Annotated in this window: 28 protein-coding genes, 1 tRNA gene and 1 riboswitch; of the genes, 5 read left to right on the top strand and 24 right to left on the bottom strand. The window is 37.4% G+C overall.

The features are described 5' to 3' along the window. From ACYQ0O_RS06665 to ACYQ0O_RS06625, 9 genes are all read right to left on the bottom strand, one after another. Positions 1–1,446 (bottom strand): proton-conducting transporter transmembrane domain-containing protein, encoded by a 1,446-nt coding sequence (locus ACYQ0O_RS06665; protein WP_459891655.1) that lies wholly within the window; start codon positions 1,444–1,446, stop codon positions 1–3. Beyond that, on the bottom strand, positions 1,446–2,129 hold the full coding sequence (locus ACYQ0O_RS06660; RefSeq protein ID WP_459891654.1) for a hypothetical protein: 684 nt from the start codon (positions 2,127–2,129) through the stop codon (positions 1,446–1,448). The genes ACYQ0O_RS06665 and ACYQ0O_RS06660 overlap by 1 nt, the downstream gene beginning before the upstream one ends. A 14-nt stretch (positions 2,130–2,143) precedes the next feature. Then, positions 2,144–3,094 carry a respiratory chain complex I subunit 1 family protein gene (locus tag ACYQ0O_RS06655; RefSeq protein WP_459891653.1) on the bottom strand — a complete coding sequence of 317 codons (951 nt, stop codon included), beginning with the start codon at positions 3,092–3,094 and terminating at the stop codon, positions 2,144–2,146. Positions 3,095–3,312: 218 nt separating this feature from the next. Continuing rightward, positions 3,313–3,377: riboswitch (Fluoride riboswitch) on the bottom strand. 47 nt (positions 3,378–3,424) lie between these two features. Continuing rightward, complete coding sequence (locus ACYQ0O_RS06650; RefSeq protein WP_459891652.1) at positions 3,425–4,666, bottom strand: ArsB/NhaD family transporter; 1,242 nt, start codon at positions 4,664–4,666, stop codon at positions 3,425–3,427. A 99-nt stretch (positions 4,667–4,765) separates the two neighbouring features. Continuing rightward, positions 4,766–4,966, bottom strand: a complete 201-nt coding sequence (locus ACYQ0O_RS06645; protein ID WP_459891651.1) for a DUF2065 domain-containing protein — start codon at positions 4,964–4,966, stop codon at positions 4,766–4,768. Between the two features lie 73 nt (positions 4,967–5,039). Next, a complete protein-coding gene (locus tag ACYQ0O_RS06640) occupies positions 5,040–5,720 on the bottom strand; it encodes a methylenetetrahydrofolate reductase C-terminal domain-containing protein (protein WP_459891650.1) in 681 nt (226 codons plus the stop codon). A gap of 26 nt (positions 5,721–5,746) precedes the next feature. Further along, complete coding sequence (locus ACYQ0O_RS06635; RefSeq protein ID WP_459891649.1) at positions 5,747–6,097, bottom strand: 4Fe-4S dicluster domain-containing protein; 351 nt, start codon at positions 6,095–6,097, stop codon at positions 5,747–5,749. 30 nt (positions 6,098–6,127) lie between these two features. Next, complete coding sequence (locus ACYQ0O_RS06630) at positions 6,128–6,814, bottom strand: hypothetical protein (protein WP_459891648.1); 687 nt, start codon at positions 6,812–6,814, stop codon at positions 6,128–6,130. Positions 6,815–7,093: 279 nt separating this feature from the next. Next, positions 7,094–7,660, bottom strand: a complete 567-nt coding sequence (locus ACYQ0O_RS06625) for a chalcone isomerase family protein (RefSeq protein WP_459891647.1) — start codon at positions 7,658–7,660, stop codon at positions 7,094–7,096. Positions 7,661–7,797: 137 nt separating this feature from the next. Here ACYQ0O_RS06625 and ACYQ0O_RS06620 point away from each other — a divergent pair, with 137 nt between their 5' ends. After that, entirely contained in the window at positions 7,798–8,274 is a 477-nt protein-coding gene (locus ACYQ0O_RS06620) for a MarR family winged helix-turn-helix transcriptional regulator (RefSeq protein WP_459891646.1), read from the top strand. A 69-nt stretch (positions 8,275–8,343) separates the two neighbouring features. Further along, a complete protein-coding gene (locus ACYQ0O_RS06615; protein WP_459891645.1) occupies positions 8,344–8,895 on the top strand; it encodes a DsrE/DsrF/DrsH-like family protein in 552 nt (183 codons plus the stop codon). Here ACYQ0O_RS06615 and ACYQ0O_RS06610 read toward each other — a convergent pair. The 7 genes from ACYQ0O_RS06610 to ftsH all read right to left on the bottom strand — a co-directional run bounded on the left by ACYQ0O_RS06610 (position 8,888) and on the right by ftsH (position 15,095). Then, positions 8,888–9,595, bottom strand: coding sequence for a hypothetical protein (locus ACYQ0O_RS06610; protein WP_459891644.1), 708 nt, complete (start codon positions 9,593–9,595; stop codon positions 8,888–8,890). The two genes, ACYQ0O_RS06615 and ACYQ0O_RS06610, sit on opposite strands and share 8 nt — an antisense overlap. Beyond that, positions 9,586–10,458 (bottom strand): UTP--glucose-1-phosphate uridylyltransferase, encoded by an 873-nt coding sequence (locus ACYQ0O_RS06605; RefSeq protein ID WP_459891643.1) that lies wholly within the window; start codon positions 10,456–10,458, stop codon positions 9,586–9,588. Before ACYQ0O_RS06605 ends, ACYQ0O_RS06610 begins: the two co-directional genes overlap by 10 nt. 18 nt (positions 10,459–10,476) lie before the next feature. Beyond that, a complete protein-coding gene (gene glmM, locus ACYQ0O_RS06600) occupies positions 10,477–11,838 on the bottom strand; it encodes a phosphoglucosamine mutase (protein WP_459891642.1) in 1,362 nt (453 codons plus the stop codon). An 88-nt stretch (positions 11,839–11,926) separates the two neighbouring features. Beyond that, positions 11,927–12,115, bottom strand: a complete 189-nt coding sequence (locus ACYQ0O_RS06595; RefSeq protein ID WP_075068692.1) for a type II toxin-antitoxin system HicA family toxin — start codon at positions 12,113–12,115, stop codon at positions 11,927–11,929. Further along, a complete protein-coding gene (locus tag ACYQ0O_RS06590) occupies positions 12,112–12,324 on the bottom strand; it encodes a type II toxin-antitoxin system HicB family antitoxin (protein ID WP_459891641.1) in 213 nt (70 codons plus the stop codon). Before ACYQ0O_RS06590 ends, ACYQ0O_RS06595 begins: the two co-directional genes overlap by 4 nt. Further along, positions 12,324–13,178 (bottom strand): dihydropteroate synthase, encoded by an 855-nt coding sequence (gene folP / locus ACYQ0O_RS06585; protein ID WP_459891640.1) that lies wholly within the window; start codon positions 13,176–13,178, stop codon positions 12,324–12,326. The genes ACYQ0O_RS06590 and folP overlap by 1 nt, the downstream gene beginning before the upstream one ends. A gap of 27 nt (positions 13,179–13,205) precedes the next feature. Next, positions 13,206–15,095 carry an ATP-dependent zinc metalloprotease FtsH gene (gene ftsH / locus ACYQ0O_RS06580; protein ID WP_459891639.1) on the bottom strand — a complete coding sequence of 630 codons (1,890 nt, stop codon included), beginning with the start codon at positions 15,093–15,095 and terminating at the stop codon, positions 13,206–13,208. 67 nt (positions 15,096–15,162) lie between these two features. Here ftsH and ACYQ0O_RS06575 point away from each other — a divergent pair. After that, a tRNA-Sec gene (locus ACYQ0O_RS06575) sits at positions 15,163–15,256 on the top strand. Here ACYQ0O_RS06575 and argH read toward each other — a convergent pair. Genes argH through ACYQ0O_RS06550 form a run of 5 tightly spaced genes read right to left on the bottom strand, consistent with a single transcriptional unit; the run spans position 15,241 to position 20,149 of the window. Further along, positions 15,241–16,629 carry an argininosuccinate lyase gene (argH, locus tag ACYQ0O_RS06570; RefSeq protein WP_459891638.1) on the bottom strand — a complete coding sequence of 463 codons (1,389 nt, stop codon included), beginning with the start codon at positions 16,627–16,629 and terminating at the stop codon, positions 15,241–15,243. The genes ACYQ0O_RS06575 and argH overlap by 16 nt on opposite strands. A 17-nt stretch (positions 16,630–16,646) precedes the next feature. Next, the gene (locus tag ACYQ0O_RS06565) at positions 16,647–17,846 is read right to left on the bottom strand and encodes an argininosuccinate synthase (RefSeq protein ID WP_459891637.1); all 1,200 of its coding nucleotides are present in this window, start codon (positions 17,844–17,846) and stop codon (positions 16,647–16,649) included. Between the two features lie 22 nt (positions 17,847–17,868). Further along, positions 17,869–18,765 carry an ornithine carbamoyltransferase gene (argF, locus tag ACYQ0O_RS06560; RefSeq protein WP_459891636.1) on the bottom strand — a complete coding sequence of 299 codons (897 nt, stop codon included), beginning with the start codon at positions 18,763–18,765 and terminating at the stop codon, positions 17,869–17,871. An 18-nt stretch (positions 18,766–18,783) separates the two neighbouring features. Then, entirely contained in the window at positions 18,784–19,215 is a 432-nt protein-coding gene (gene ybeY, locus ACYQ0O_RS06555; RefSeq protein ID WP_459891635.1) for an rRNA maturation RNase YbeY, read from the bottom strand. Then, positions 19,184–20,149: a PhoH family protein gene (locus tag ACYQ0O_RS06550; RefSeq protein ID WP_459891634.1), complete on the bottom strand. Its 966-nt coding sequence runs from the start codon at positions 20,147–20,149 to the stop codon at positions 19,184–19,186. The genes ybeY and ACYQ0O_RS06550 overlap by 32 nt, the downstream gene beginning before the upstream one ends. Positions 20,150–20,236: 87 nt before the next feature. Between ACYQ0O_RS06550 and ACYQ0O_RS06545 the strand changes: the two genes are divergently transcribed. Beyond that, on the top strand, positions 20,237–20,509 hold the full coding sequence (locus ACYQ0O_RS06545) for a TMEM165/GDT1 family protein (protein WP_459891633.1): 273 nt from the start codon (positions 20,237–20,239) through the stop codon (positions 20,507–20,509). 7 nt (positions 20,510–20,516) lie between these two features. Here the strand turns inward: ACYQ0O_RS06545 and moaA are convergent, their stop codons facing one another. From moaA to dksA, 3 genes are all read right to left on the bottom strand, one after another. Beyond that, positions 20,517–21,515 carry a GTP 3',8-cyclase MoaA gene (gene moaA / locus ACYQ0O_RS06540; protein ID WP_459891632.1) on the bottom strand — a complete coding sequence of 333 codons (999 nt, stop codon included), beginning with the start codon at positions 21,513–21,515 and terminating at the stop codon, positions 20,517–20,519. Then, positions 21,516–22,994 (bottom strand): NFACT RNA binding domain-containing protein, encoded by a 1,479-nt coding sequence (locus ACYQ0O_RS06535; protein WP_459891631.1) that lies wholly within the window; start codon positions 22,992–22,994, stop codon positions 21,516–21,518. It abuts the gene before it with no gap. A gap of 69 nt (positions 22,995–23,063) precedes the next feature. Further along, the gene (gene dksA, locus ACYQ0O_RS06530; protein ID WP_459891630.1) at positions 23,064–23,432 is read right to left on the bottom strand and encodes an RNA polymerase-binding protein DksA; all 369 of its coding nucleotides are present in this window, start codon (positions 23,430–23,432) and stop codon (positions 23,064–23,066) included. 194 nt (positions 23,433–23,626) lie between these two features. Between dksA and ACYQ0O_RS06525 the strand changes: the two genes are divergently transcribed. Beyond that, on the top strand, positions 23,627–24,550 hold the full coding sequence (locus ACYQ0O_RS06525) for a manganese-dependent inorganic pyrophosphatase (protein ID WP_459891629.1): 924 nt from the start codon (positions 23,627–23,629) through the stop codon (positions 24,548–24,550). Position 24,551: the final 1 nt, after the last annotated feature.

The following is a 24,551-nucleotide window of genomic DNA, read 5'->3' as shown; positions in this document are numbered from 1 at the left end:
TTAACCTCCAATTGAGAGTGCCGCAATTTTTGCAATTTTATAGATCCATACAGGATATATTCCAAATATGATTACTGGTAACCCAGATAACAAAAGTCCTATTTTCATTGAGATTGGTATGTTGTCCATATATATAGAGTTTTGTTTTATATTATTTTTGGAAAAAACCATTCTACTGATATGATTCATTATAGCAAAGAATGCAATTATGATAAATATTGCAAGAAATGAAATCATTATATAATGTCTAGAATATAAAGCTGATTTTATAATAGAAAATTCACTGAAAAATACCAAAAATGGAGGTGCACCAGCAATAGAAAGTCCTGCAATAAGTAAATATATACCAACAAAAGGTGAATTCTTTATAAGAGATTTAATTGAACTAATTTCTCTGGTATTGTATAAAAATAATACTACACCTGCAGCATAAAAACACATTGACTTTGTAATTGCATGTGCAATTATTTGAAGCATACCTGAAATATTGCCTGAATATGAAACTATACTGAATGCAACTAAAATAATTCCCATGTGTTCCACAGTGGAAAACGCAAATAAGCGTTTATAGTCCTTAACCTGTATTATTAAGATTGCAGCTACCCCTGTTGATATTAGGCCAAATATAAGTATTAGGTAAAATATATTTAGTCCATGAACATGTTGTATAATTGGAATGAATTTTAGAATTACATACAGGACTACTGATGTTTCAATGCCTGATAATAGCGCACACACAGGAGAAGGCGCCTGGCTATGTGCATCAGGTAGCCATGTGTGCATTGGAACCAGGCCTACTTTTGTGCCAAATCCAATTAAAATCAAAAAAAAGCTGGTTTTAACTAAAATCGGAGATAGAGCTGGTGCAATTTTCTCAAGTCCTGTCCAGGTATAATTTTCTATTCCTGCTTTTTTAGCTGCTGCATATAGTATGAGAAATCCTAAAAGTGCAATTCCTGCCCCCATTAAGGTTAATACTACGTATTTCCAGGCAGCCTCAAGGGCCTTATTTGTATTTTCAAAACCAACTAACATTACTGAGAATAAGGTTGTCAATTCTACTGCAATCCAAACTACGTTTGGCTCCTGAATTAAAGGAACAATTAACATTGAAAAGACAAAAAGACTATAATTTAAATAATATCTTTTTATTAGCCTTTTGCTCTTTATCTGCATATATCCAATGGAAAAAATAGATGCACACAAATTTACAAATCCAATTAAAAGTAAAATAACAATCCCGAATCCTTCAATTCCAATTAATCCATACTTAGATCCAATAAACAAATTGGATGAATTTAATTTGGTTGTTAAATAGAGAGCAATTAAAAATATAAATAATGCACCTATAACTGTAATATATTTACAATAATAATTCCAATTAAATATTATACACATAATAATACAAAATATGGGAATAGACATTAAAACATATAAAATGGACATTACTTTGCCTCCTCCCTGAGGAATTTTAATATTCCAACAAAAGTAGTACCTGTTTGTTCATGTATTTTTCTGGTAAGCACTCCTATTACAAACACTAGAATAAGTATATCAAAGGCAGCCACCAGTTCAGTTATCACAGATAAATCTGGAGCCAGTGATATACCCGCAAAAAAGGCCCCATTTTCCATGGCCAGTATCCCTAATAGTTGTGGTATTGCTTCCCTTCTAATAGTCAGAGTAAAAGCTCCAAGTAGAAATCCAGAAATACCTATAGGAATATTTACGTAAAGTGCAGGCCATGGGCCAAGTTGATGCATTATGGGATATGCAAAAAACCATCCTATTATTGTTAAAATCAGAGATACAATAAGAGATGAAGGAATATTCAAAACATGTTCAATCTCTCGTTTTGTATAAACAGTGGAGGGTAGCAAGAGTTTTAAAACATATGGAATAAGGATAACTTTGGTTATCAAATTTATAATTCCAACTCCTATGAGGTGAAATGATTTTATCTCTACTCCAACCAAAAAGGCAGAACATGCCAGAAAAAAGGATTCCAGGATAAAAAACTTAATACATGTGCCTATTTGGCGACCTGCAACTAAAAAGAAAGCACAGACAAGAAAAAATCCGCCAGCAAGTGCATTTAAATTCATTAGTAAAGAAATATTTGTATCCATGATTCCTCCCGGGTTTAATGTTGAAAAGCACTCATTATCATTGCAATTGTTGCAATTACAAAGGCCGATGCCATAAATTCAGTGATTCTATATAACCTCAGTTTTGCAAGGGAAGATTCAATTATGGTAAGTACCACCAAAAAAATTACAATCTTAGAAAAAATTAGAGGAATAGCCAGGATTAATTTTATGAAATCCTTAGTTGAAGCAAGCCCCCAGGGAGTTACCAATACATTTAAAAAAATACACATAAGTACAAAAAACTTCATATAACTTCCCCATTTCATCAGGGCTGCACCTTTTCCAGAAAATTCCAGGGACTTTGAATCATCTATCATTGCCAGTTCAAAATGACCTGATGGATTATCTACAGGTATGCGTCCCTTTTCTGCAAGGATCAACATCAAAAATGCAATTAAGATTAAAATGTGGGAGGGCTCAAAAAAATTGCTTATGGGACTAACCCATTTTTGTTGAACGATAAAAGGAATAGTTGAATCAGCTACATATGATACAGTAAAAAATACGATAATAAAAATTGGCTCTGCCAAAAAACCAACCATTCTGGTTCTACTACTTCCCATTGCTCCATAAGGATTGGAGGTATCCACAGCTGCCAGGGTGGAAAAAAATCCAGCAAGTGCGAGGACAAATCCTCCACCAACCATATCGCCCATAAATGCCCAAAAGAGGGGATAATCTGTTAACACAGGAATAAGCAAAGTTACAAACAAAGGAGCCATAAAAACCAGATAGGGGGTAAAACGAAATATCCAGGTAGATCCTGTAGGGACTATTTCGTCTTTGGAAAAGAGTTTATATAGATCCCTGTAGGGCTGGAATATGCTGGGACCGGTCTTTGATTGAACTATTTCTTTTAATTTATTCAATATACCCACGCAGAGTGGGGATAGTCCCATTACAACAAACATCTGCATTAAATTAAAGACAACAGATTTTAACATGATCTCTTATCCTCCCCAAAAGAAATAGACAAAAGAATATTATTTCCTGCACTCCTACAGTTGCAGGTTAAGCAAAAGAAACAAAAATCTCTTTAGATCTAACTGACCTTTAATCTCAGGAAATATTTCACCAAAAAAAGTGGGGGAAAATAAAAGGAAATAAATGGATGGGGATAAAAATATTTGAAAAAATTCTCATCTGGAGCCCTCCCTAAATTTATTAGGCAGGAGTCATCAGCCCAAATACGGGCATTTTAAGGGGGACTCCATCCCGCTATGAAAGACAGAAATTTGCTGTAACAGGTTTTTATATTCCTGTCAATATCCTGGCTAAGGTCCTGACAATAATGCCCTCCATACAATTACCACCAACACAGAGGCAATACATACAGGGATACCTGCCCTTGCATATTCTTTAAATGAAACTTTTATGCCAAATTGTGATGCCTGTTCAATGGTTATAAGGTTTGCAAGACTACCTATTGTAATCATATTTCCTGAATAGGTGCTTATGAGAGCAAGGAGGTAGAGATTTTCTACGTTGTGGAAGGTAATATTTTTTAGAAGTAGCATTACAGCAGGCACATTGCTAAATATATTACACAGTAACACAGTTGAAGGGATAAGGACAAGAGGGTTATTTATATTAAGTCCCTTTGAGTTTAAAAAAACAATTATCTCATCAGGGATACCATATTTTGATATAACCCCAACTATGACAAATAACCCGGCAAATAACAAAATAAGATGCCAGTCAACACGCTCCAGCAACTGTCTTGTGGTAAAATCCCGACTACACAGTAGAATGCCAGCTACTCCAAGGGCTGCTATTTCTCTGGGCACACTGGTAAAAAACATGACTATTAAGACCACTGTTAGGATAATTCCTTTCATAGAGTGATATATATTGAACTCAGGTCCAATTGGAGCAGAAAAATTTATGCTACGGGAAACAGCCAATTTCCACTTATTTCTATAAATCAGAAGCAAAATCAAATAACAAACAAAAAGAGCTATAAGGGAGGGAGGAGCACACCATAAAATAAACCTGCCAAAATGGAGCCTGCCAGCCTGACCTATCAACATGTTCTGTGGGTTGCCTATAATTGTTGCTGCAGACCCTATATTGCTGGACATCACCAGTCCCAGGAGAAAAGGGATAGGGTTGTAACCTGCCCTTATCATAGAAACAGAAATAACAGGGGTAAATGCAAGGCATACGATGTCATTTGCCAGGATAGCAGAAAACACAGCAGATACCATCATGAGTTGCAAAAGAAACAATTTTGGTTTCTTCATCCTCTTTACAATACTAAAGGCAACCCTAGTATAGAAACCTCCTATACTTAACTGGGCAGAAAGGACCATTAGGCCGTAGAGGAGCAGCATAGTGGATACGTCTATATAGTGGGCAGCCTCTACAGGAGTTGCAAGTCCAGTGGCAATCATGGCTGTGGCACCCAGTATTGTTATCCCTGTCCTGTCAATTGCAAGCCCGGGTATTGTGCCAAAGGCTATACCTAAATAGGTAAATCCAAAAATTATCTCAGCCAGGATCTTTGATTCAAGCATGATAAAATCCAATCTTATAAGCCTAATCCAGAAATCAAAATTAATCTAAAAAATAGAGGCCCATTGTAAAAAATTTTAATTGGAGTCTAATTCTTTCTTTTATCTTAACACCAGATAAACAATAAAAAGCCCTGTTACCATTGCAAGTAAACCAAAATTTCTAAGGGTAGATACCTTGATATCAGATATGCTTTCCAGGAATCTTTTTAAATTTGATGGGAATAAAAAATATATCATTCCTTCAAAGATAAAGGCAAGTCCCAGGGCACAGAAGAAAAGTTGGGCTGGAGTTACATACATGACAACTATTATTAAATATAAAAAAGCCACTGTCAAATTGAACGAACAGTGGCTAAATTTGACCTTACCTTACTTAAGAGCTCATATATCTCTCTTCATAGCCATATTGAACAACTGTTCTCTGAATCTGATTTTTCCAATCAACAGGTGGATGAATTTTTTTAATATCTTCCAATCTATTTTGTTCCTTTAATCTATTATATATATCATACCAGGCACATGGTATGTTGGGATTTACTTCGCACATACCCTTATTTGTACCTCCACATGGACCATTAAAAAGGCTTTTGGCACATCTGGTAATCGGACATATGCCTCCAGTATATCCTATAACACAATGTCCACAAGCCCTACATTTTTCTTCATACAGCCCTATATCCCTGTCAACACCAATGGCAATGGTATCAACTGCAGGAAAAACTGGTATTTTAATAAATTTCTCAGCTATAAGCTGCGTTCCTGCAGAGCAGCACATGGTAATTATTGCATCAAAATTTCCATTCTGGATAATGTTTGGAAGATCTAAAAAACATTTTTCATTACATGCCCTTTCAACTGTATAAGCAGATATGTTTTTCTTTTGACCATTTTTTTCATAATAGAGCCTCAGTTCTTCATTTAAAATATCCACTTCCTTTTGTCCACCTCCAAGACATACAGATACACAACCCCCACAACCTACATTTAAAATATTGTTATATTTATCTATACAATCTATAATTTCATCAAATTTCTTTCTTTTGACCTTTATCATCTAAAACCTCCTCTAAATTTATTATGTTAATTATCATATGTCTTGTATACTCCCTTTTGTCTGCAAAAATCCCTTGCAAGGGAGATTAAGTATGGAATATCAATTCCCAATGAGCAATAACACCTAGTACATAAGACACATTTTTCCCATACTATATTTTTTATATTTTCCATTTCAATATCTGATAATTTCCCCTTTTTCTTATAGATGAGCCCAATGGAGTTTAACATCTTGTAAGAGGGCATATATGTTGGGTCCTCACCCTTTGCCCTATATAAAAAACAACTTTGAGCACACATGGAGCACCTGGCACAAAGGGACATGGCAAATTTTATCAGAGATTTATTTTTAGATAACATATCTGGCATATTTGACATATTATTTTCCTCCCAATACTACATTATATCTCATAGATTCCAAACCCTATTTCCTGCCTTAAAAAAAGAATACTCACTTTTAATACAAAATCTATTTAAAAAGAAAAATATCATATGTTTGAGTCTAGTAAAAGGGATACATATGAGCATGAGTTCGCCCAGGAGCATATGTATAATGACCATTGGCAGGTAAGGCAAAATTTGATGGTATGCCAGAAATCCAGTTAGATAGGGAAGGAATACTAAAAGAAACATGAACCAATCTCCACTACCTGTAATTGCCTTTACCTTTGGGATAAAAAGCCTTCTGTAGAGAAAATATGCCCCAAAACACAGGACTATTATAGTTAAAACATCAGATATGGTCTCAGAAAAGGATGGAGGTGCAATACCCCAGGACTCATTTATAAGAATATTGTGTGCAAGTAAAAATATTGGAGTGAGTATTACCAGAATATGGAATAAGGAAGTTAAGATAGTAAAGGCTGGCTCCATTGACCAGGAACTTCCCTCCCACCTTGCCAATCTCTTTATGTCTTCAGAAGGATAATAAGATTTTATTTCCTTTTTTGATGGAAGTGCTCCTAAATTTTTTGGAATCTCCTGTTTTTTGGTATGATTAAAAAACCATATAACCTGATAAATTATACCTATCACAAACACAATAAAAGAGATTAGGGCCAAGGGACCCCTCACAAACAGGTATACTTGGTGCATAAAAAATCCTCCTTTAAGATTATAAGGACTTTTAACCCTCTAAAAAAATTATCAAAAAAATTGACTTACAATGAGTAATTGTTTGACAGAATTTTGTCAAGACCGCCTCCTAGAGAAAACATTTTTTTGGAAAACTTGTGCAAATTATTCCAAAATAATAGTGTGACTAACTAGTTATTGTATTTTCAATGGGAAAAGAAGTCTAAATTTTAAATGTATCCTTCCAAAAAAAAAGCGTTGCCCAAAAGACAACGCCCATACAATTTAAAGCTAGATTGATTATTTCCCTAAAAGTGCATCCTTTAAATCTTGTTGTACTGGATTGTCTGATAGCCAGATACCAAAAAGGGCCTTTTTAAAATCTTCTCCTTTAATGAGCTTCAACTCTTTTCCATTTTTAATAGAGTGCACTCCTTCACCAGGGATATACACGAAATCAAATTCATCGTGTTTTTTTATTGGCTCAGATTTAAATAGAGATATAAACTCATCGATCCTTTGTTCCAACCCTGCAAGATTCCCATGGGTGGATTTCTCAAAACCTTCTCTGGTGGCTTTTTCCATATTCTTACTGCTAATAAGCCTGGATATAATGTGTAGTCTCATGGCAACAGGCACATCTGAGTTCAATATCTTATCAGCAGATGAAGTCTTTTCTTTAACATAAAGGCCCGCCACATAGAGTTTAAGAAAAAATTTTTTTCTAATACCCGCACCATTTAAAATGAGTTTTTCCTTACCAGCCGGTAAAGTATCAGGTAAACTCACGCCTGCAATCTCATAACCCATGGAAAAACTCGGAATAAGTATGGCCAAAACAACCATTAGAAATAATTTTTTAAGCATCAAACACCTCCTTAAAATATTTTTTGTTAAGATAAAACTTGCTCTTCTTATAAAACAAAGTTTTATTTTTTGCAATCCTCTTTTAAAAAAGAGGTTAATTAAAAAATGAATCTTGACATTTTTATTTTTTACCATTAATGATTCATAACATGAACAACAATGATGCATTGCTGGAATACCAGGCCCATAGGCTAAGGGAAATAATCGATAGTATTGTCTCGTGTTGTAATGACAAACGTACTTATACCAAAGAAAAATTTGGCATTCCCTATGCCGAAATTACTTGTTTACTCTTTTTTAGAGGTGAAAGGTATCTGACTGTCAAGACCCTTGCAAATAGAATGGAAGCTGCCAAGAGCAGAATAACAAAAATAATAAAGGGATTAATGGCCAAGGGATTAGTTGAAAAAATTGAAGATCCAAAGGATAACAGAGTAAAACTACTTAGCCTCTCTCCTAAAGGTGAAAAAAAAATAGAGGAAATAGAAAAATTCAGGCTGGAAATTCATAAAAAGCTAGTTGAGAATATCAATCCAGATGATAGATCTAATCTATTTTTTTACCTGGAAAAACTAATAGAAAGCATGCAAATTGTAAAAAAAGAAATGATATAGGGCTGCTTTGGATTTTTTTTGTATATATAGTTAACACTATTTACTTTTTTTTAAAAATGGAGGTACATTATGAATAATGAAGAGATGAAAAAGGCTCTAGAAGATATGAGGGTTGAGATCGAAAAGCAAAAAAGCTTAATGCCAAAGGACAAATTGTCCATGGTTGTGTTTAGTGGAGACATGGACAGGTTGCTCGCTGCATTTATAATTGCCACAGGTGCAGCAGCAATGGATACGGAAGTGTGTATGTTTTTTACATTTTGGGCTACCCCAGCCCTTAGAGATCCAAAGAAAAAGCCAGGTATCAAAGACTTTATGGGAAAGATGTTTGGCTTTATGTTGCCCAAAGGGCTAAAAGACGTAAAACTGTCTAAGATGAATATGGGGGGATTGGGCACCAAGATGATGAAAAACCTGATGAAAAAAAAGAACGTAAAGGACCTTGATGAGCTAATAAAAATAGCCGCTGAATTGGGCGTAAAAATATATATTTGTGAAATGTCTATGGATCTAATGGGCTTTAGTCCTGAGGAGATGATTGATTATCCAGATCTAAAGTATGTGGGAGTTGCCACTTTTTTAAAAGAAGCAGGAGAGAGCAAACTACAGCTCTTCATTTAAAAAAGCTTGAGGCCATGGGCAAACACTTAAAAAAAGGAGGCATCTGTTTTGGTACGGGGCCTCCTTTTTTTTTGTTTTTTAAGTCAATTTTTTCAATTTCCTGTCCACTATTTATACCATTCCACAAAATCTCTCCACTGTATTTATTTTCTCCACACTTAATCTCAACTCTATTTGGTAAAAAATAATTTCCTATGTGTACAAAATCTCTAAAAATATACTCCTTTCCATGGGCTACCCTTTTTCTAATGGCAAAGTTTTCAATGTCCACATAAATTTTGTCTAACCCTCCAATTACAAAACATGGGATATGGTCCACATAATCAAAATATATATTGTCTTTTTCTATACCCATTGAATCTAGTTCTTTATCTAGATTTATAAAATCTTCCAGAATCAATGGGATAATTGGCGCATCTTCTATAACCTTTCCATTTGTAACACGGCCATACATAAAACAATCAACAGTTCCATTAATATTTTTACCCCACAAGATCCTTACATCACTGCCCTTTTGAACATACCTATACACAATCGTTGAAGCATTTATACTGGGAAAATTGACGCCAATATCAAATGATACAAGCCCCTTGTATTGGGTTTGTACGTTGGTAATAATCTCATTTATATCAGGCGGTTTACCAAAAATATTTACGGGAAGTAGCACACAAAGAAATATCAACACAAATCTTAGGAACAAGGTATTAGCTCCCTGAGTTTTTTTATTACATCGTCTCTTAGTTCTTCATCCTGAAGTGAAAAATATATATTTGCTATCAAGTAATCCACCCAGTGCCCCACATCAAAACGCATACCATGGAGCCTCACAGCCAATAACTTATTTTCTTTTGCAAGTCGCCTCAACCCCTCGGTTAATTCCAATTCTCCACCCTGATCTGGATCAAAGACCTTCTCTAAATGATAAAAGATCTCAGGAGTAAGTACATACCTTCCAATAACAGCAAGATTTGACGCAGCCTCCTCCACCCTTGGCTTTTCCTGGAGGTCACGAACACGATAGATGTGTGGCCCTATCTCCTCAGCATTAAGGATACCATATCTGTTCACCTTGCTCCTTTCAACTGGCATCACCCCAACCACGGCCATATTTTCTGTCTCAGCTACATCTATTAGTTGTTTGATTCCAGGCACACTACTAAATAAAAGGTCATCTCCCAGAATAACCGCAAAGGCCTCATCTCTTATAACCTCTTTTGCACACAATATGGCATGCCCAAGCCCCAGTTGCCTTTTCTGTCTGATGCTTATAATATTTGCTAGTTCTCCAACCTTCCTGACCTCCCTGAGTAGTTCCATTTTTCCACTTCTCTCAAGTACCCATTCCAGGGAAAGATTATAATCAAAGTGGTCTTCTAAGATATTTTTATTCTTATTTGTAATAAAAATAACATTATCTAGCCCTGCGGCTATTGCTTCCTCTACAATGTACTGGATTGCTGGTTTTTTGAAAACTGGCAATATCTCTTTTGGCAAATTTTTAGTCGCAGGAAGAGACCTGGTGCCCCACCCAGCTACTGGTATTACTACTTTATTAATCTTCATAAAATAATTACTCCTTTTTTATTTGCTGAGACTTGCCTTAACCACCTCTGCCAACTCCATTGAGATGGTCTCAACCAATTCCTCATCCTCCCCTTCAACCATAACCCTGGCCTTTGGCTCGGTACCAGAATATCTCAGGAGCACTCTGCCCTTGTCTTTTAGCTTTTCATGGGCCCTTTTAATCATCTTTGCAATCTCATCCACCTGGTCAAAGGGAACTTTTTTATTTACCTTAACATTTATAAGCTTTTGGGGAAAGAGTTCAAGTTGCCGTGCCAATTCAGACAATTTTTTTTCCTTTTTTATCATTATCTTTAGTGCCTGAAGCGCAGCCAATATTCCATCTCCTGTTGTTGAATACTTTAAAAATATCAAATGACCAGATTGTTCGCCACCAAATACTGCTCCAATATCCCTCATTTTTTCAACAACATATCTATCCCCAACAGGAGTCCGGACAAGTTCACCTCCAATATTTCTCATAAATATCTCCAGAGCCATGTTGCTCATAACTGTGGCAACTAGCTTACCATGGGGAAGTTCCCCATTTTTGATCATTTCCTCGGCACAAAAGGCCATAATCTGATCACCATCTAAAACCTTCCCCTTTTCATCTACAAGTATCACCCTATCCCCATCTCCATCAAGGGCTATACCTATATCAGCACCAACTTTTAACACCATATCCCTCACTTTTTCAGGATAAAGTGCTCCGCATTCATCATTAATATTAAGACCATTGGGAGATATCCCTATTTTCACTACATCAGCTCCAAGCTCTTCAAAAACCAGTGGAGCCACCCTGTATGGAGCCCCATTTGCACAATCAAGAACTATCTTTATCCCATCTAAGGTAATATCTGGAGGAAAACTCTGTTTTAAAGATACTATATATCTTCCAGGGCTGTCTTCGATTTTATAGGCGCGACCCACCTCATGACTCTTGGGATAATTCCATTTTCTATTTTTTTCAATAACCATCCTCGATATTTCTTCCTCAGCACCATTATTCAATTTAAAACCCATTCTATCAAAAAATTTGATGCCATTATCATAATATGGGTTATGGGATGCAGAAATCACTATACCTAGATCTGCGCGCATGTTCCTGGTCAAAAAGGATATGGCCGGTGTGGGAAGTGGTCCAACTAAATATACATCCATACCCGATGCACACAGTCCAGAGGTTAAGGCCGTCTCAAAAATATATCCTGACAACCTGGTATCTTTACCAATAATCACCTTGTGCTTCCTGCTTCCCTGTCTAAAATACTCCCCTGCTGCAAGACCAAGCCTAAGAGCAACTTCAGGCTCCATGGGGAATTCATTAACAAGGCCTCTAATTCCATCGGTTCCAAAAAGATTTTTTATCTTCTCCATAATTTTATCCCTATATCCACTAAGGTCAGTGGCTGGTTTGGAGCGCAGCGAAAAAACCAGTCCACTGCACTGCTTTGTTAGCACTTATTTATTTAAGTGGTTTAACCCCTAAGTCCTTGCATATCTTCTTTGCCAATATATCACTAATTTCTGAATGCCTTGGAACAGATGATCTTTTATTTGTTCTTGGATTATACCACCATGAATGTTTTGCTCCCTCACGTAGCAATTTGCATCCTTCACTGCGAAGATATTGTAAAAGTTTATTACATTTCATATAGTAATGAGTTCTTCTTTATATTCCTTTCCAACAGCAGTTATAGCATCTTCACGATTCATTTCTAAAGCTTCTTTTAAAGTAATTGCTAATGTTTTTTTTAACTCTTCTAGTGTCCTTTCTTGACAATTTACACCAGGTATTTCCTCAATCCAACCAATCCACCAATCATCTTCTTTTTTTATTACAGCATGATATTGCCTTTGCATCAATTTTTCTCCTTAATAATGGCTTTTACTATCTTTAAGGTATCCCTTGTAAGTTTTACATTGTGCACCCTGTGTATAAGCACATTTTTTGAGGCAAGTAGTCCTGTTGCCACCTGGGTTGCAACTTCCCTCTGATCAAAGGGAAGTCCCAAAAGTTTCTGCCACATGGATTTATTTGATAATCCCATATATACAGGTCTTCCCAGGACAAAAAATCTCTCTATGTTTTTTAAAATTGCCAGATTGTGCTCTAAAAGTTTTCCAAAACCAATACCCGGGTCTATTACAATATTTTCCTCAGGCAACCCTGCATCAGTTAATTTCTTTAAATTTTTTTCAAAAAAATCCAAGAGCTCTCCTACAACATCTGTATACTTTGGGTCCTTTTGCATATCCTCTGGCCTGCCCAGAGAATGCATGAGTACATATCCAGGCTTATATTCGCATACAACATCAAATAATTCTGGATCAAATCTACAGGCAGATACATCGTTAATTATCTTAGCACCCTTTAGTATAGACTCTTTTGCCACCTTTGCCTTATATGTATCAACTGATATAGTAACACCATCAATTTGAGATATCAATTTTTCCAGAACAGGAATAACACGATCAAGTTCTTCTTCCACACTAACCCTTTTTGAAAAGGGCCTTGTGGATTCACCTCCAATATCTATTACCCTGGCACCATGGGCTATCATCTCCCTGGCATGCTCAATTGCAATAGATGTATCATAATATTTTCCCCCATCAAAAAAGGAATCTGGAGTTACATTTAAAATTCCTACTATTAAAAAATCACGTAGATCTAACTCTTCTCCACCCAATATCTTCCACTTCTGTTGACCATCCATGCAAGTTACCTCCAAAAAGCTCCAAACTTATCCTTCATCTTCCTCTATTAAAAATTGTTCCTCGTCACCTTTTTCATGGATAGTTTTCTCTTTAGCTATATCTTTTTTAGCCGGCGGAAGGTCCTTACCTTCCATGATCATGGATAGTTCTTCTCCACTTAAGGTCTCCCTCTCTAAAAGATGCTCTACAATGTTGTGCATCTTGTCCTGGTTTTGGCTCAGGATCTCCTTTGCCCTGTCATATGCTTGTTTTATTATTTTTATAACTTCCCGATCAATGAGTCTGGCTGTTTCCTCGCTATAATGCTTATGTTGAACAAGTTCTCTTCCCAAAAATACCTCCTGTCCACTCTCTCCCAGGGCAATGGAGCCAAAGGTCTCGCTCATTCCCCACTCACATACCATTCTCCTGGCCATTTTAGTTGCCCTATCTAGATCATTGGATGCACCTGTTGTCATTTCTTTTAAGAAGAGTTCTTCAGAAACCCTACCTCCCAGAAGAACTGCCAATGTATCATCTAAATACGCCTTTGTATAGTTATGTCTGTCATCAAGGGGAAGTTGCATGGTTACCCCAAGGGCCTGTCCCCTGGGAACAATTGATACCTTATGTACTGGATCTGCATTTGGAAGCAGCTTTGCCACAACCGCATGTCCTGCCTCATGATATGCAGTGATCTTCTTTTCTTCCTCACTTAAGATAACACTCTTTCTCTCTTTGCCCATAAGCACCTTGTCTTTTGCTTCTTCTAGATCTTCCATCTCAATTTTGTCTTTATTTTTTTTAGCAGCAATGAGTGCTGCCTCATTCACCATATTCTCTAAATCTGCTCCAGAAAAACCAGGAGTTCCCCTGGCAAGAACCTCAAGGTCCACTTCCTCTGACATGGCCACTTTTTTTGCATAAATCTTTAATATCTCCAATCTACCTTTTACATCTGGATTTGGCACCACAACCTGTCTATCAAATCTTCCAGGTCGAAGGAGTGCTGGATCTAGAACATCTGGTCTGTTGGTAGCAGCTATTAAAATAACCCCTTCATTGGTCTCAAAACCATCCATTTCAACAAGCAACTGGTTTAAGGTCTGTTCCCTTTCATCGTGTCCTCCACCAAGACCTGCCCCTCTTTGCCTGCCAACTGCATCGATTTCATCAATAAATATAAGACAGGGGGCATGTTTTTTACCCTGCATAAAAAGATCCCTGACCCTGGCCGCACCAACACCAACAAACATCTCCACAAAATCAGAACCTGATATGGAAAAAAAGGGAACCCCTGCCTCACCTGCAACTGCTCTGGCAAGCAAGGTCTTTCCTGTACCAGGAGGTCCAACAAGGAGTACTCCTTTTGGGATCCTTCCACCAAGTCTTGTAAATTTTTTTGGATTTTTTAAAAATTCAACAACTTCTTGAAGTTCTTCCTTGGCCTCTTCCACACCAGCCACGTCTTCAAAGGTCACCCTGTTATTCTCATCTGAAAGTAATTTTGCCCTGGATCTCCCAAATGAAAAGGCCTTACCACCTCCTACTCCCCCCTGCATCTGCCTCATAAAAAATATCCACACACCAATTAATAAAAGCATTGGGAACCAGGATACAAGTAAGGTTATATACCATGGAGATTCCTCTTTTGGTTTCACATCTACTGAAACGCCCTTTTTAAGTAAGAGGGGAATTAACGTGTTATCATTGTTTGGGATGTAAGTAACAAAGGAATTATTATTTATCATCTTACCAACCACTTTCTCCCCCTCAATCCTGACACCAGCAACTTCTCCCTGCTCCACCAGTTTCACAAACTGAGAATAGGAAATTTTCATCTGAGCATTCATGGGCTTATTGAACACATTAAAAAGGGCAACCAATACAAGGGAAATCACTATCCAAACAACTAAGTTTTTTCCAAAATTATTCAAACCTTAACCCTCCTAAATTAAACTATTTACATTTTTTTAAAAAGTAGTTAAATATTTTTCCTCACGCGGAAGCGTTACGTCACCGGTGTGGCGCCTGGACTTCAAATCCAGTGGGCGGCCGAGAGGTCGCCGGTAGGTTCGACTCCTATACGCTTCCGCCATTTTTTTTGTCCTCAAGCCATTTTCTGGACACCTTAATCTGTTTTGTCACTGAATCAAATCCAGTTGCTCCAAATATCTTTCTCCTTGCAACTGCATTTTTATAGTCAAGTACCTTATATACATCCTCATCAATTAAAGTACAGAATTTTTTAAATTCTTCTATGTTAAGCTCTTCTAAGGATTTATTTTTCTCTTCTGCATAGGCAACCAAGGAACCAGTTATGTGGTGGGCTTCCCTAAATGGAATCCCCCTCAACACCAAGTAATCAGCAAGTTCAGTTGCATTTAAAAAGCCTTTGTTTAAGGCATCCTTCATCTTATCAGGGTTAAATTTTATTTTTTCAAACATTCTTGCCATAATAACAAGAGAAGCTGACACCACTTTATCTGTATCTAAAAAAGGAGGTTTGTCCTCCTGCATATCCCTGTTATAGGCAAGTGGTAAAGATTTCATAAGACCCAAAAGGGACATCAAATTTCCAAATGTCCTGGAACTCTTACCCCTAATTAGCTCTGCAATATCTGGATTCTTTTTCTGGGGCATAATAGATGATCCTGTTGCAAATTCATCGGGAAGTGTTATGAAACAAAAACATGGATTGGCCCAGAGTATTATTTCCTCACAGAGCCTTGATAGGTGCATCATTATAAGTGACCCAATAAAAAGGGCCTCTACCACAAAGTCCCTGTCAGATACAGCATCCAGGCTATTGGAAAAACGAAAATTTAGACCAAGCTCCCTAGCAACAAATTCAGGATCAATATTATATGTAGTCCCGGCTAGAGCTGCCGCTCCAAGGGGAGAGACTTCCACCCTTTTTTTTGTCTCCTCAATCCTTTCCACATCCCTTTTAAACATCTCAACATAGGCAAGTATATGATGCCCAAGGGATATTGGCTGAGCTGGTTGTAGGTGGGTATATCCTGGCATTATAACATATACATTTTCTTCAGCCCTATTTAGAAAAATATCCACCAGTTCCAAAAGGGACTGTTTCCAGAATTTAAGTCTACTTGATACAAAAAGTCTAAAATCAAGTGCCACTTGGTCGTTTCTGCTCCTTGCAGTATGCAGTTTTTTCCCAACATCACCAATTAGCTCTGTGAGTCGCATCTCTATATTTAAATGCACATCCTCAAGCTCCTTGCGCCATGGGAATTTCCCCTGCTCAATCTCTTCTTTGATTTCAAGAAGACCTTGTACAATTTTTTCACCTTCTTCAAAATTCAATATTCCCTGTTTAATGAGCATCCTTGCATGGGCAATGGAGCCGTGTATATCAAATTCTGCAAAAACCCTATCAACATCTATAGACGCAGTATAGTTAAGCACCAACTCATCTGTATCCTGCTTAAACCTTCCCTTCCACATCTATGAAATATCCCCTTTTACTTAAAAGTCCCATATCTTGCCATTAGTCTTAACCCCTGAATCCTGATAAATCCTGTTGCATCTGCCTGGTTGTACACATCATCCTCTTCAAAAGTAACTAAATCTGGACTATACAGGGAATTTGGTGACTTCCTTCCAATTGGATAGACACCCCCTTTATACAACTTTAATTTAACTGTCCCTGTGACCTTTTCCTGGGCATGATCAAAAAAGGACTGCAAACTCTCCCTCTCTGGAGAAAACCAAAAGCCATAGTAGATCATCTCAGAATATCTGGGAATCAGGGTGTCCCTGATATGCATAACTTCCCTATCCAGACAAATTCCCTCTAAATCCCTGTGGGCTGTGTAAATTATTGTACCACCAGGGGTCTCGTAAATACCTCTGGACTTCATCCCCACAAACCTATTTTCAACCATATCAATCCTGCCAATCCCGTGTCTTCCACCAATTTCATTTAGTTTAAGAATAAGTTGTGCAGGAGAATAAGATTCACCATTTATTGCAACTGGATCTCCCTTATCAAAATCCAGGGTTAAAACTTCAGGCTCATCTGGGGCCTCTTCAGGGGGAACTGTTAAAAGATATGTGTGTCTTGAGCCCTCTTTCCAAGGATCTTCAAGCTCTCCCCCTTCAAAACTCAAATGCAAAAGATTTCTATCACAACTATATGGTTTTTCCTTGGTCACAGGTACAGGGATTCCATTTTCCTTTGCATAATTTATGAGATCACTCCTGGACCTTAAATTCCATTCCCTCCAGGGGGCTATTATCTTTAATTCTGGTGACAGGGCCATAACAGAGATCTCAAACCTCACCTGGTCATTTCCCTTACCTGTTGCACCGTGGGCTACAGCATCTGCCCCTTCCTGTTTTGCAATTTCCACCATTTTTTTTGCAATAATGGGCCTTGCCAGAGAGGTCCCCAGAAGGTATCTTCCTTCATATATGGCCCCAGCCCTAAATGCTGGAAATACATAGTCCCTTGCAAATTCTTCTTTTAAATCCAGGACATATGCCTTTGTGGCACCAGTATTTTTCGCCTTTTCCTCGATCCCGGTGAGTTCTTCACCCTGACCCAGATCAGCGGTGAATGTTATTACTTCACAGTTATATGTGTTTTTTATCCATTTTAATATAACAGATGTGTCTAGCCCCCCAGAATATGCCAAAACCACTTTTTTTATTGAACTCATATTTCCTCCCCAACAATCTTGTTTAAGAAAAGATCCACTCTAAAATGGCCTTTTGCATATGAAGCCTGTTTTCTGCCTGATCCCATACAATAGACCTTCCCCCTTCAATCACCTCTTCAGTAATTTCCTCGCCCCTATGGGCAGGCAGACAATGCATCACCTTTGCATCTTTTTTTGCATGTTGAATAAGCGCATCATTTACCTGATATCTGGAAAAGGCCTTTAACCTTACCTCTTCTTCCCCTTCTACCCCCATGGACGCCCACACATCTGTATTTATAAAATCTGCATCTTTAACAGCAAAAACAGGATCATGTGTAAGCTCAATCTTTGCCCCCTTGGATATTGCCCTATCTAAAATCTCTTTTTTGGGCTCATATCCCTCTGGGGTGGATACATACAATTCAAAAGGGAGATATATAGCTGCATTTATCCAGGAATGGGCCATGTTATTCCCATCACCAACCCACGCAATCTTTAAGTTTGAAAAGTCTCTGGTACGCTCATATATTGTGAGCAAATCACTCATCACCTGACATGGATGATACAAATCACTGAGTGCATTGACCACAGGAACTGATGAATATCTTGATAATTCCTCTAATTTTTCCTGACCAAAGGTCCTTACAATCATAAGGTGTCCATATCTAGATATAACCCTGGCTGTATCCTTTATTGGTTCACCTCTACCAAGCTGCGAGTCCTGGGGTGTCATAAACAAGGTGTACCCTCCAAGTTCCCTAACTGCAACCTCAAAGGATATCCTGGTCCTGGTTGAAGGTTTTTCAAATATCATTACAGCACACATATCCTTTAATATTGATAATCTAGCCCTTTGTTTTTTTATCCTAAGTGCCCTGTCTAATAGGTCATAAATCTTTTCCTGGGGAAAATCTAAAATGGTCAAAAAGTGTTTCATTTTTTGCTCCTTATCACATTAACCCTGAATTAATCCTTCACCTTTCAGACGCTCTAATATTAAATCTGTTGTTTCATACATAATATCCCCATGTCCATAACCACAAAGGTGTAGTATGCCATGGATAAGCATTCTGTAAAAATATTCTTCTGTATCTTGGCAATAGAGGTTTGCCTCCCTTATTATTGTATCAATTGATACACAAATAGATCCCAGGAAATCCTCTTCATCTCCTGGAAAGCTCAAAACATTAGTTGGCCCCTCTAATTTTAAAAACTCTCTATTTAAGGCCTCTATCTCCAGATCTCCTGTTAGTTTTATCTCCACCTCTCCCATCACATCAATAAATTCACAAATTTTCTTGGTACATATCTTAACTTGCCTCATATCCAATAAAAAAGGAATTATCTTTTCATAATCAACTGTTATTTTTATCCTCATATCTCTCATATGCATCAATTATTTCACCAACAAGTCTGTGTCTAATGACATCCTTTTTTGTAAAATAGACAAATCTTATTCCCTCAATTTGTCTAAGCACCTTTTCTGCCTCTATGAGCCCCGATTTCTCCTTTGTTGGGAGATCTATCTGAGTAATATCACCTGTAATAATTGCCCTTGATCCATATCCAAGCCTGGTCAAAAACATTTTCATTTGTTCAGAGGTTGTATTTTGCGCCTCATCTAAAATAATAAAGGACCTATTTAAGGTCCTACCTCTCATAAAGGCAAGGGGTGCCACCTCTATTATGCCGCTGTCCATAAATTCCTGAACCTTTTTAAAGTCCAACAGATCGTGCAGGGCATCGTATAGGGGCCTAAGGTACGGATTTACCTTTTCAAGTATATCACCTGGCAAAAAACCAAGTTTTTCCCCTGCCTCAAGCGCTGGTCTGGTTAAGATAAGTCTCTTTACTTTTTTTTGCAACAAAAAGGATACCGCCATGGCCACTGCAAGATATGTCTTTCCAGTTCCAGCAGGTCCAATGGCAAAAACAACCTCATTGTCCCTAATTGCCTCTAAATACTCTTTTTGAACAATGGTTTTTGGTGAAATAGTCTTTTTTGGTGAAATTGCAAAAAACTTTTCTTTAAATAACTTTCCCAGATCAGCACCTGGATAATTCTCAAGATAGGTGAGTGCATAGTCATAATCTGGCGCATGAATGGAAAAACCATGCCTTATTAGTTCATACATCTGAATCAAGAAATTACATGCAATATCAACCTTTTCTCTATCCTCTGAAGACAAAAACAACTTAGATCCCCTGGAGGATATATCAACCCCAAGCCTTTTTGTAATGAACTTCAAATATTTTTCCTGGGGACCAAAAAGTTGCTGTGCAAGTAAAGAATCCTTAAACTCCAATTCCCTGTCTATCACCTATTTTACTCCTCCTACCTAAGATTAATAATTTACAGGACATACTTCTTTGTATATTATCAAAAAAAATTATAAGGAGATATAAATATGGATTGGAAGCTCTTTTTTACCACATTCTGGATGGTATTTTTAGCAGAACTTGGAGACAAAACACAGCTTACAGCAATGGTTATGACATCAAAGACCCACAAAATTTGGACAGTATTTTTATCTGCATCTTTAGCCCTTATTTTAGTTACCCTGCTTGGGGTATTTGTTGCTAACTCTCTTACAAATTTTATTTCCCAAAACATTATAAAAAAGATATCAGGCCTATTATTCATTTCAATAGGCCTACTTATTTTATTGAATAAATTCTAATCCCCAACTACCCCCCCACTGCATACATGCCTTTAAGGCCATTTCCTCGCCTGGCTAACAACTCCCTACCGATTGGCTTTCTTGACACTGCGTTTTTCATAATCTTATACAAAAAAATATCCCCTAGCCTGGGATTCCTCAAAATAGGTCTTAAATTATAATCTTTAACAGCAAAAAGACAGGTCTTGAGCCTCCCATCTGCAGTAATCCTAAATCTGTTGCATGTATTACAAAAATGATTGGAAAGGGGGGAAATTATACCTATTTTCCCTTCCCCCCCATCTATACTATACATCCTTGCAGGCCCCTTTGAATCTTTGGCAATTCTGTCCTTTGTTAGATTATATCTTTGTTTAATAATAGATAAAATATCCTTGGCAGAGTAAAAATAGCTATGGTTTTCTGCTTTAGAAGTTGATATATCCATAAATTCTATAAATCTCACATGCACTGGATTGTTATAGGCAAATTTTGCAAAATCCAATACCTCGTCTTGATTTATGTTTTTAAGGGCCACTACATTTATTTTTGTCTTTATTCCTGCATGCATTAATCCATAAATGGAATTAATTACCTGCTTATAAAGATCCCTTCCTGTGATTTCAAAAAATTTTTTCTCATCAAAGGTATCCAGGGATACATTTATTGCCCTTATTCCTATTTGCTTTAAGGTGGAAATTATCTCATCTGTTAATAAAGTTCCATTGGTTGTTATTCTAAGATCCAGCCCTGGAAAATGATTTATAAGTTTTTCCAACAAATCTAAAAAATTACGTCTTACAAAGGGCTCTCCTCCTGTTAACCTCACCTTTTCTATACCTAGCATTTGACCAACTTTTACAAGTCTTACAATCTCTTCAAAAGTGAGTATATCCTTATGGGGGAAAAATTTAAAATTCTTGACAGGGGAGCAGTAAATACACCTTAAGTTACACCTATCAGTGACACTCACTCTAAGGTAGCTAACCTTTCTTATACTCTTATCTTTAACACCACCATTTTTCATCTAATATATCCTCAATCTATCTTCAATTAAAGGGTCTATTTTTATTCTAAATGAATAAAGCACCTTTGTTACTTCAACCTCTCCAAGGGCCATATTTTTCTTCTTTTTTACATACCTTACTTCAGTTCCAATTACTTCTGCATAGTCACTGTCTCTTTGGTAACTTGCCAGTCCAGCAAGCATAGCAGCTTGCTCCAGGGTAGTTATTGGCACTTCTTTTTTTGGGTTATCCCTAATAACAATAACATGGGCCCCTGGACCGCCCTGGGCATGAAACCAGATGTCATGGGACCTTGCTCCAAAACTCAAGAGCTTGTGATTGGCTACTTTGTTCTTACCCCTAACAATTAATATACCATCACTACTTTTATACACCCGCACCTTTAGGTTGGCAAACCTGGATGGTATTTCTTTGGTTTTCTTTAATCCTGACTTTTCTGACCAGACAAATTTTATTCCTCCTTGACTGTCTTTTAGAGACAATAATCTCTCTTCCCTTTTTTGCAATGACACCAGTCCCCTTTTCCCCTTTTTGGCCCTTTGAAACATAAGGTTCATGTTTTCCAACACACTTAGGGATGGATCGAGCTCTATTTTTACCCTGGTACCATTATCCTGACCCAACTCCAAGGAGGAACAATGCACATTTGGGTCAATTTTATGGAGGTTATCTTTTATTATATTGGCATGACTTTCCAGTGAAATCCACTTATCAAGCTTTTCTCGCTCTTTTATAAGCCTTTTTTTAAGTCTCTTAGTCCTTTTGCCTTCATTGGTGCCTTTTTTTATCAATCTATTTAAAATAGACCATCCATAGTATTCTGCAGCATCTAATGCTGATTCAAATACAGTTTCCCTATTATCTCTTAGGTTAGATACGGGCCAGAGAGACAAAATAATTTCTTCAGTACAGGGATTTTCATATACATAAAATTTTTCAATATCTCCAGAGACCAACTTTGAGTACCAGAACTCCCTTTCTGAATCACTTCTTAAATTTAAGAGGGAATATCTTATGGGGGAGGTTATGTTTGGATATTTTTTATAAATTTCTCTACTACTCAAAACTTCATCAAGGGTGGGCCAGGTCACATTGATTTGCCCCACTGGATCACTGGACATAAGCTCAAGTCCATCCTTTAGATCAAAAAAGATCCACTGGGGAGCAATGCCAATTTTTTCAATTTTCAGGGAGATCCGTCTATTTGGCCAATCCACTGATACGTGGCTTATTACATGATTTTGAGTCCTCTTTCTCCACCAACCAACCTTGGGAGAGGGTTTAAGGGGATTTTCTGGCTTATTTTTTGAGAAGAACAAAAAATTGTTTTTGGCATCAAAAAAAAATATTAAGTGTGTCTTTGAAGAGAGCTTAAAGGTCCAGACTCTACTTATAGGATTATATACCTTTTCAATCCTGGCAGATTTTAAAAGATTGTAACCATCTCTTATTATGAAGCGAAAAAAATTTGCATCCATTCTAAAATAAACCAGGGCCCATCAAGCCAATCTCGGCCATGGGGTGGGACAAAACACTCCTTACTTTCTTTATTTTCCCCGACGTAACTTCTCCTCTTCTTCCTGTCTGTTCTTACATTCAATACAAAGGGTAGTAACAGGCCTTGCTTTTAGACGGGCTATACCAATTTCACCACCACATCCTTCGCAGATACCATACGTGCCATTATCTATCCTTTCAATGGCCTCTAAGATCTTTTTTCTGAGCTTTCTTTCTCTATCCCTTAAGCGGAGGGCAAAAAACTGTTCAGATTCAACAGATGCCCTGTCAGCAGGGTCTGGATACATAGAAGAAGAATCAACCATCTCTTCTATGGTCTGCTTTCCTTTTTGTTCTATTTCTTCCAACATTTTTTCCAGTTGATTTCTGAAATACTTTAAATCTTCACTACGTAACACCTTTTTGCTCCTCACTAAAATTTTATTCTTGTCAATTTTAATGGAGAACTCATTATATGATAATCTAGATAAAATCAACAAAAAAATAAAAGGCCTAAACTAGGACTTGGCAATTGAAAAAACTTGTGCTACTTTTCACAAAGTCTTGTCTAGGATATGAATTTAAATTCACAAAAAATTATTAGGAGGTAGATATGGCAGTTTACGTAGTAGGTCACAAAAGTCCGGATACAGACTCTGTCTGTGCAGCAATTGCCCTTGCAGATCTCAAAAGTAAGTTGGGTTTAGAATGCGTACCAGCAGCCCAGGGCGACTTAAACAATGAGACCAAATTTGTATTGGAAAAATTTGGGGTGCAAGCACCAGAAAAAATCACCGATGGAGAGGGGAAACAGGTTATCTTAGTAGACCACTCTGATATCTCCCAGTCACTGGACAACTTAGACAAGGCAGAGATTTTGGGAATAGTTGATCACCATAAGGTGGGAGATGTGACTACCCCAAATCCTGTGGAAGTTTGGACCTGGCCAGTTGGATGTACATGCACTGTACTCAAAAACATGTATGATTTCTTTGGGGTTGAAATCCCCAAAAATATCGCTGGGATAATGGCATGTGCAATTTTGAGCGATACTGTTATCTTCAAATCTGCAACATGCACAGACAAAGACAAAGAAGCAGCAGAAGCACTGGCAAAGATCGCTGGAATAGATGATCTACAATCACTGGGTATGGAGATGTTTAAAGTAAAATCCGCTGTTGAAGGCACACCAATTAGGGATCTGGTAAAGAGAGACTACAAAGACTTTGACATGAGTGGAAACAAGGTTGGAATTGGTCAGCTTGAGGTTGTTGACTTGTCTATCTTAGATCCAGTTAAAGAGCAGCTCGCTGAAGATATCAAAAAGTTAAAAGAAGAAGGTGGATATCACAGTGTATTCTTGCTACTCACAGACATTATGAAAGAAGGCTCCCTAATGCTCATTGCATCTGACGATCCATCTGTTGTTGAAAAGGCCTTTGGCAAGGCCCCTGAAGGTGACAGAGTTTGGTTAGATGGGGTTATGTCCAGAAAGAAACAGGTGGTGCCTAACTTTGAAAAGGCATTTTCAGCTTAAA

It is taken from the genome of Desulfothermus okinawensis JCM 13304 (assembly GCF_054654515.1).
This window is presented reverse-complemented; position numbering and strand designations above follow the sequence as displayed.

Coding starts and splice junctions, on each gene's coding strand:
- ACYQ0O_RS06565 (WP_459891637.1), bottom strand. CDS start 17,846: ATGAGTTCAATAAAAAAAGTGGTTTTGGCATATTCTGGGGGGCTAGAC.
- ACYQ0O_RS06605 (WP_459891643.1), bottom strand. CDS start 10,458: ATGAAGATTAATAAAGTAGTAATACCAGTAGCTGGGTGGGGCACCAGG.
- ACYQ0O_RS06620 (WP_459891646.1), top strand. CDS start 7,798: ATGATTCATAACATGAACAACAATGATGCATTGCTGGAATACCAGGCC.
- ACYQ0O_RS06660 (WP_459891654.1), bottom strand. CDS start 2,129: ATGGATACAAATATTTCTTTACTAATGAATTTAAATGCACTTGCTGGC.
- ACYQ0O_RS06615 (WP_459891645.1), top strand. CDS start 8,344: ATGAATAATGAAGAGATGAAAAAGGCTCTAGAAGATATGAGGGTTGAG.
- ACYQ0O_RS06525 (WP_459891629.1), top strand. CDS start 23,627: ATGGCAGTTTACGTAGTAGGTCACAAAAGTCCGGATACAGACTCTGTC.
- glmM (WP_459891642.1), bottom strand. CDS start 11,838: ATGGAGAAGATAAAAAATCTTTTTGGAACCGATGGAATTAGAGGCCTT.
- argF (WP_459891636.1), bottom strand. CDS start 18,765: ATGAAACACTTTTTGACCATTTTAGATTTTCCCCAGGAAAAGATTTAT.
- ACYQ0O_RS06645 (WP_459891651.1), bottom strand. CDS start 4,966: ATGTATGTAACTCCAGCCCAACTTTTCTTCTGTGCCCTGGGACTTGCC.
- ACYQ0O_RS06640 (WP_459891650.1), bottom strand. CDS start 5,720: ATGATAAAGGTCAAAAGAAAGAAATTTGATGAAATTATAGATTGTATA.
- ACYQ0O_RS06535 (WP_459891631.1), bottom strand. CDS start 22,994: ATGGATGCAAATTTTTTTCGCTTCATAATAAGAGATGGTTACAATCTT.
- ACYQ0O_RS06630 (WP_459891648.1), bottom strand. CDS start 6,814: ATGCACCAAGTATACCTGTTTGTGAGGGGTCCCTTGGCCCTAATCTCT.
- folP (WP_459891640.1), bottom strand. CDS start 13,178: ATGGATGGTCAACAGAAGTGGAAGATATTGGGTGGAGAAGAGTTAGAT.
- ACYQ0O_RS06650 (WP_459891652.1), bottom strand. CDS start 4,666: ATGCTTGAATCAAAGATCCTGGCTGAGATAATTTTTGGATTTACCTAT.
- ACYQ0O_RS06595 (WP_075068692.1), bottom strand. CDS start 12,115: ATGAAATGTAATAAACTTTTACAATATCTTCGCAGTGAAGGATGCAAA.
- argH (WP_459891638.1), bottom strand. CDS start 16,629: ATGTGGAAGGGAAGGTTTAAGCAGGATACAGATGAGTTGGTGCTTAAC.
- moaA (WP_459891632.1), bottom strand. CDS start 21,515: ATGAAAAATGGTGGTGTTAAAGATAAGAGTATAAGAAAGGTTAGCTAC.
- ybeY (WP_459891635.1), bottom strand. CDS start 19,215: ATGAGAGATATGAGGATAAAAATAACAGTTGATTATGAAAAGATAATT.
- ACYQ0O_RS06655 (WP_459891653.1), bottom strand. CDS start 3,094: ATGTTAAAATCTGTTGTCTTTAATTTAATGCAGATGTTTGTTGTAATG.
- ACYQ0O_RS06545 (WP_459891633.1), top strand. CDS start 20,237: ATGGATTGGAAGCTCTTTTTTACCACATTCTGGATGGTATTTTTAGCA.
- ACYQ0O_RS06635 (WP_459891649.1), bottom strand. CDS start 6,097: ATGTCAAATATGCCAGATATGTTATCTAAAAATAAATCTCTGATAAAA.
- ACYQ0O_RS06665 (WP_459891655.1), bottom strand. CDS start 1,446: ATGTCCATTTTATATGTTTTAATGTCTATTCCCATATTTTGTATTATT.
- ACYQ0O_RS06590 (WP_459891641.1), bottom strand. CDS start 12,324: ATGCAAAGGCAATATCATGCTGTAATAAAAAAAGAAGATGATTGGTGG.
- ACYQ0O_RS06625 (WP_459891647.1), bottom strand. CDS start 7,660: ATGCTTAAAAAATTATTTCTAATGGTTGTTTTGGCCATACTTATTCCG.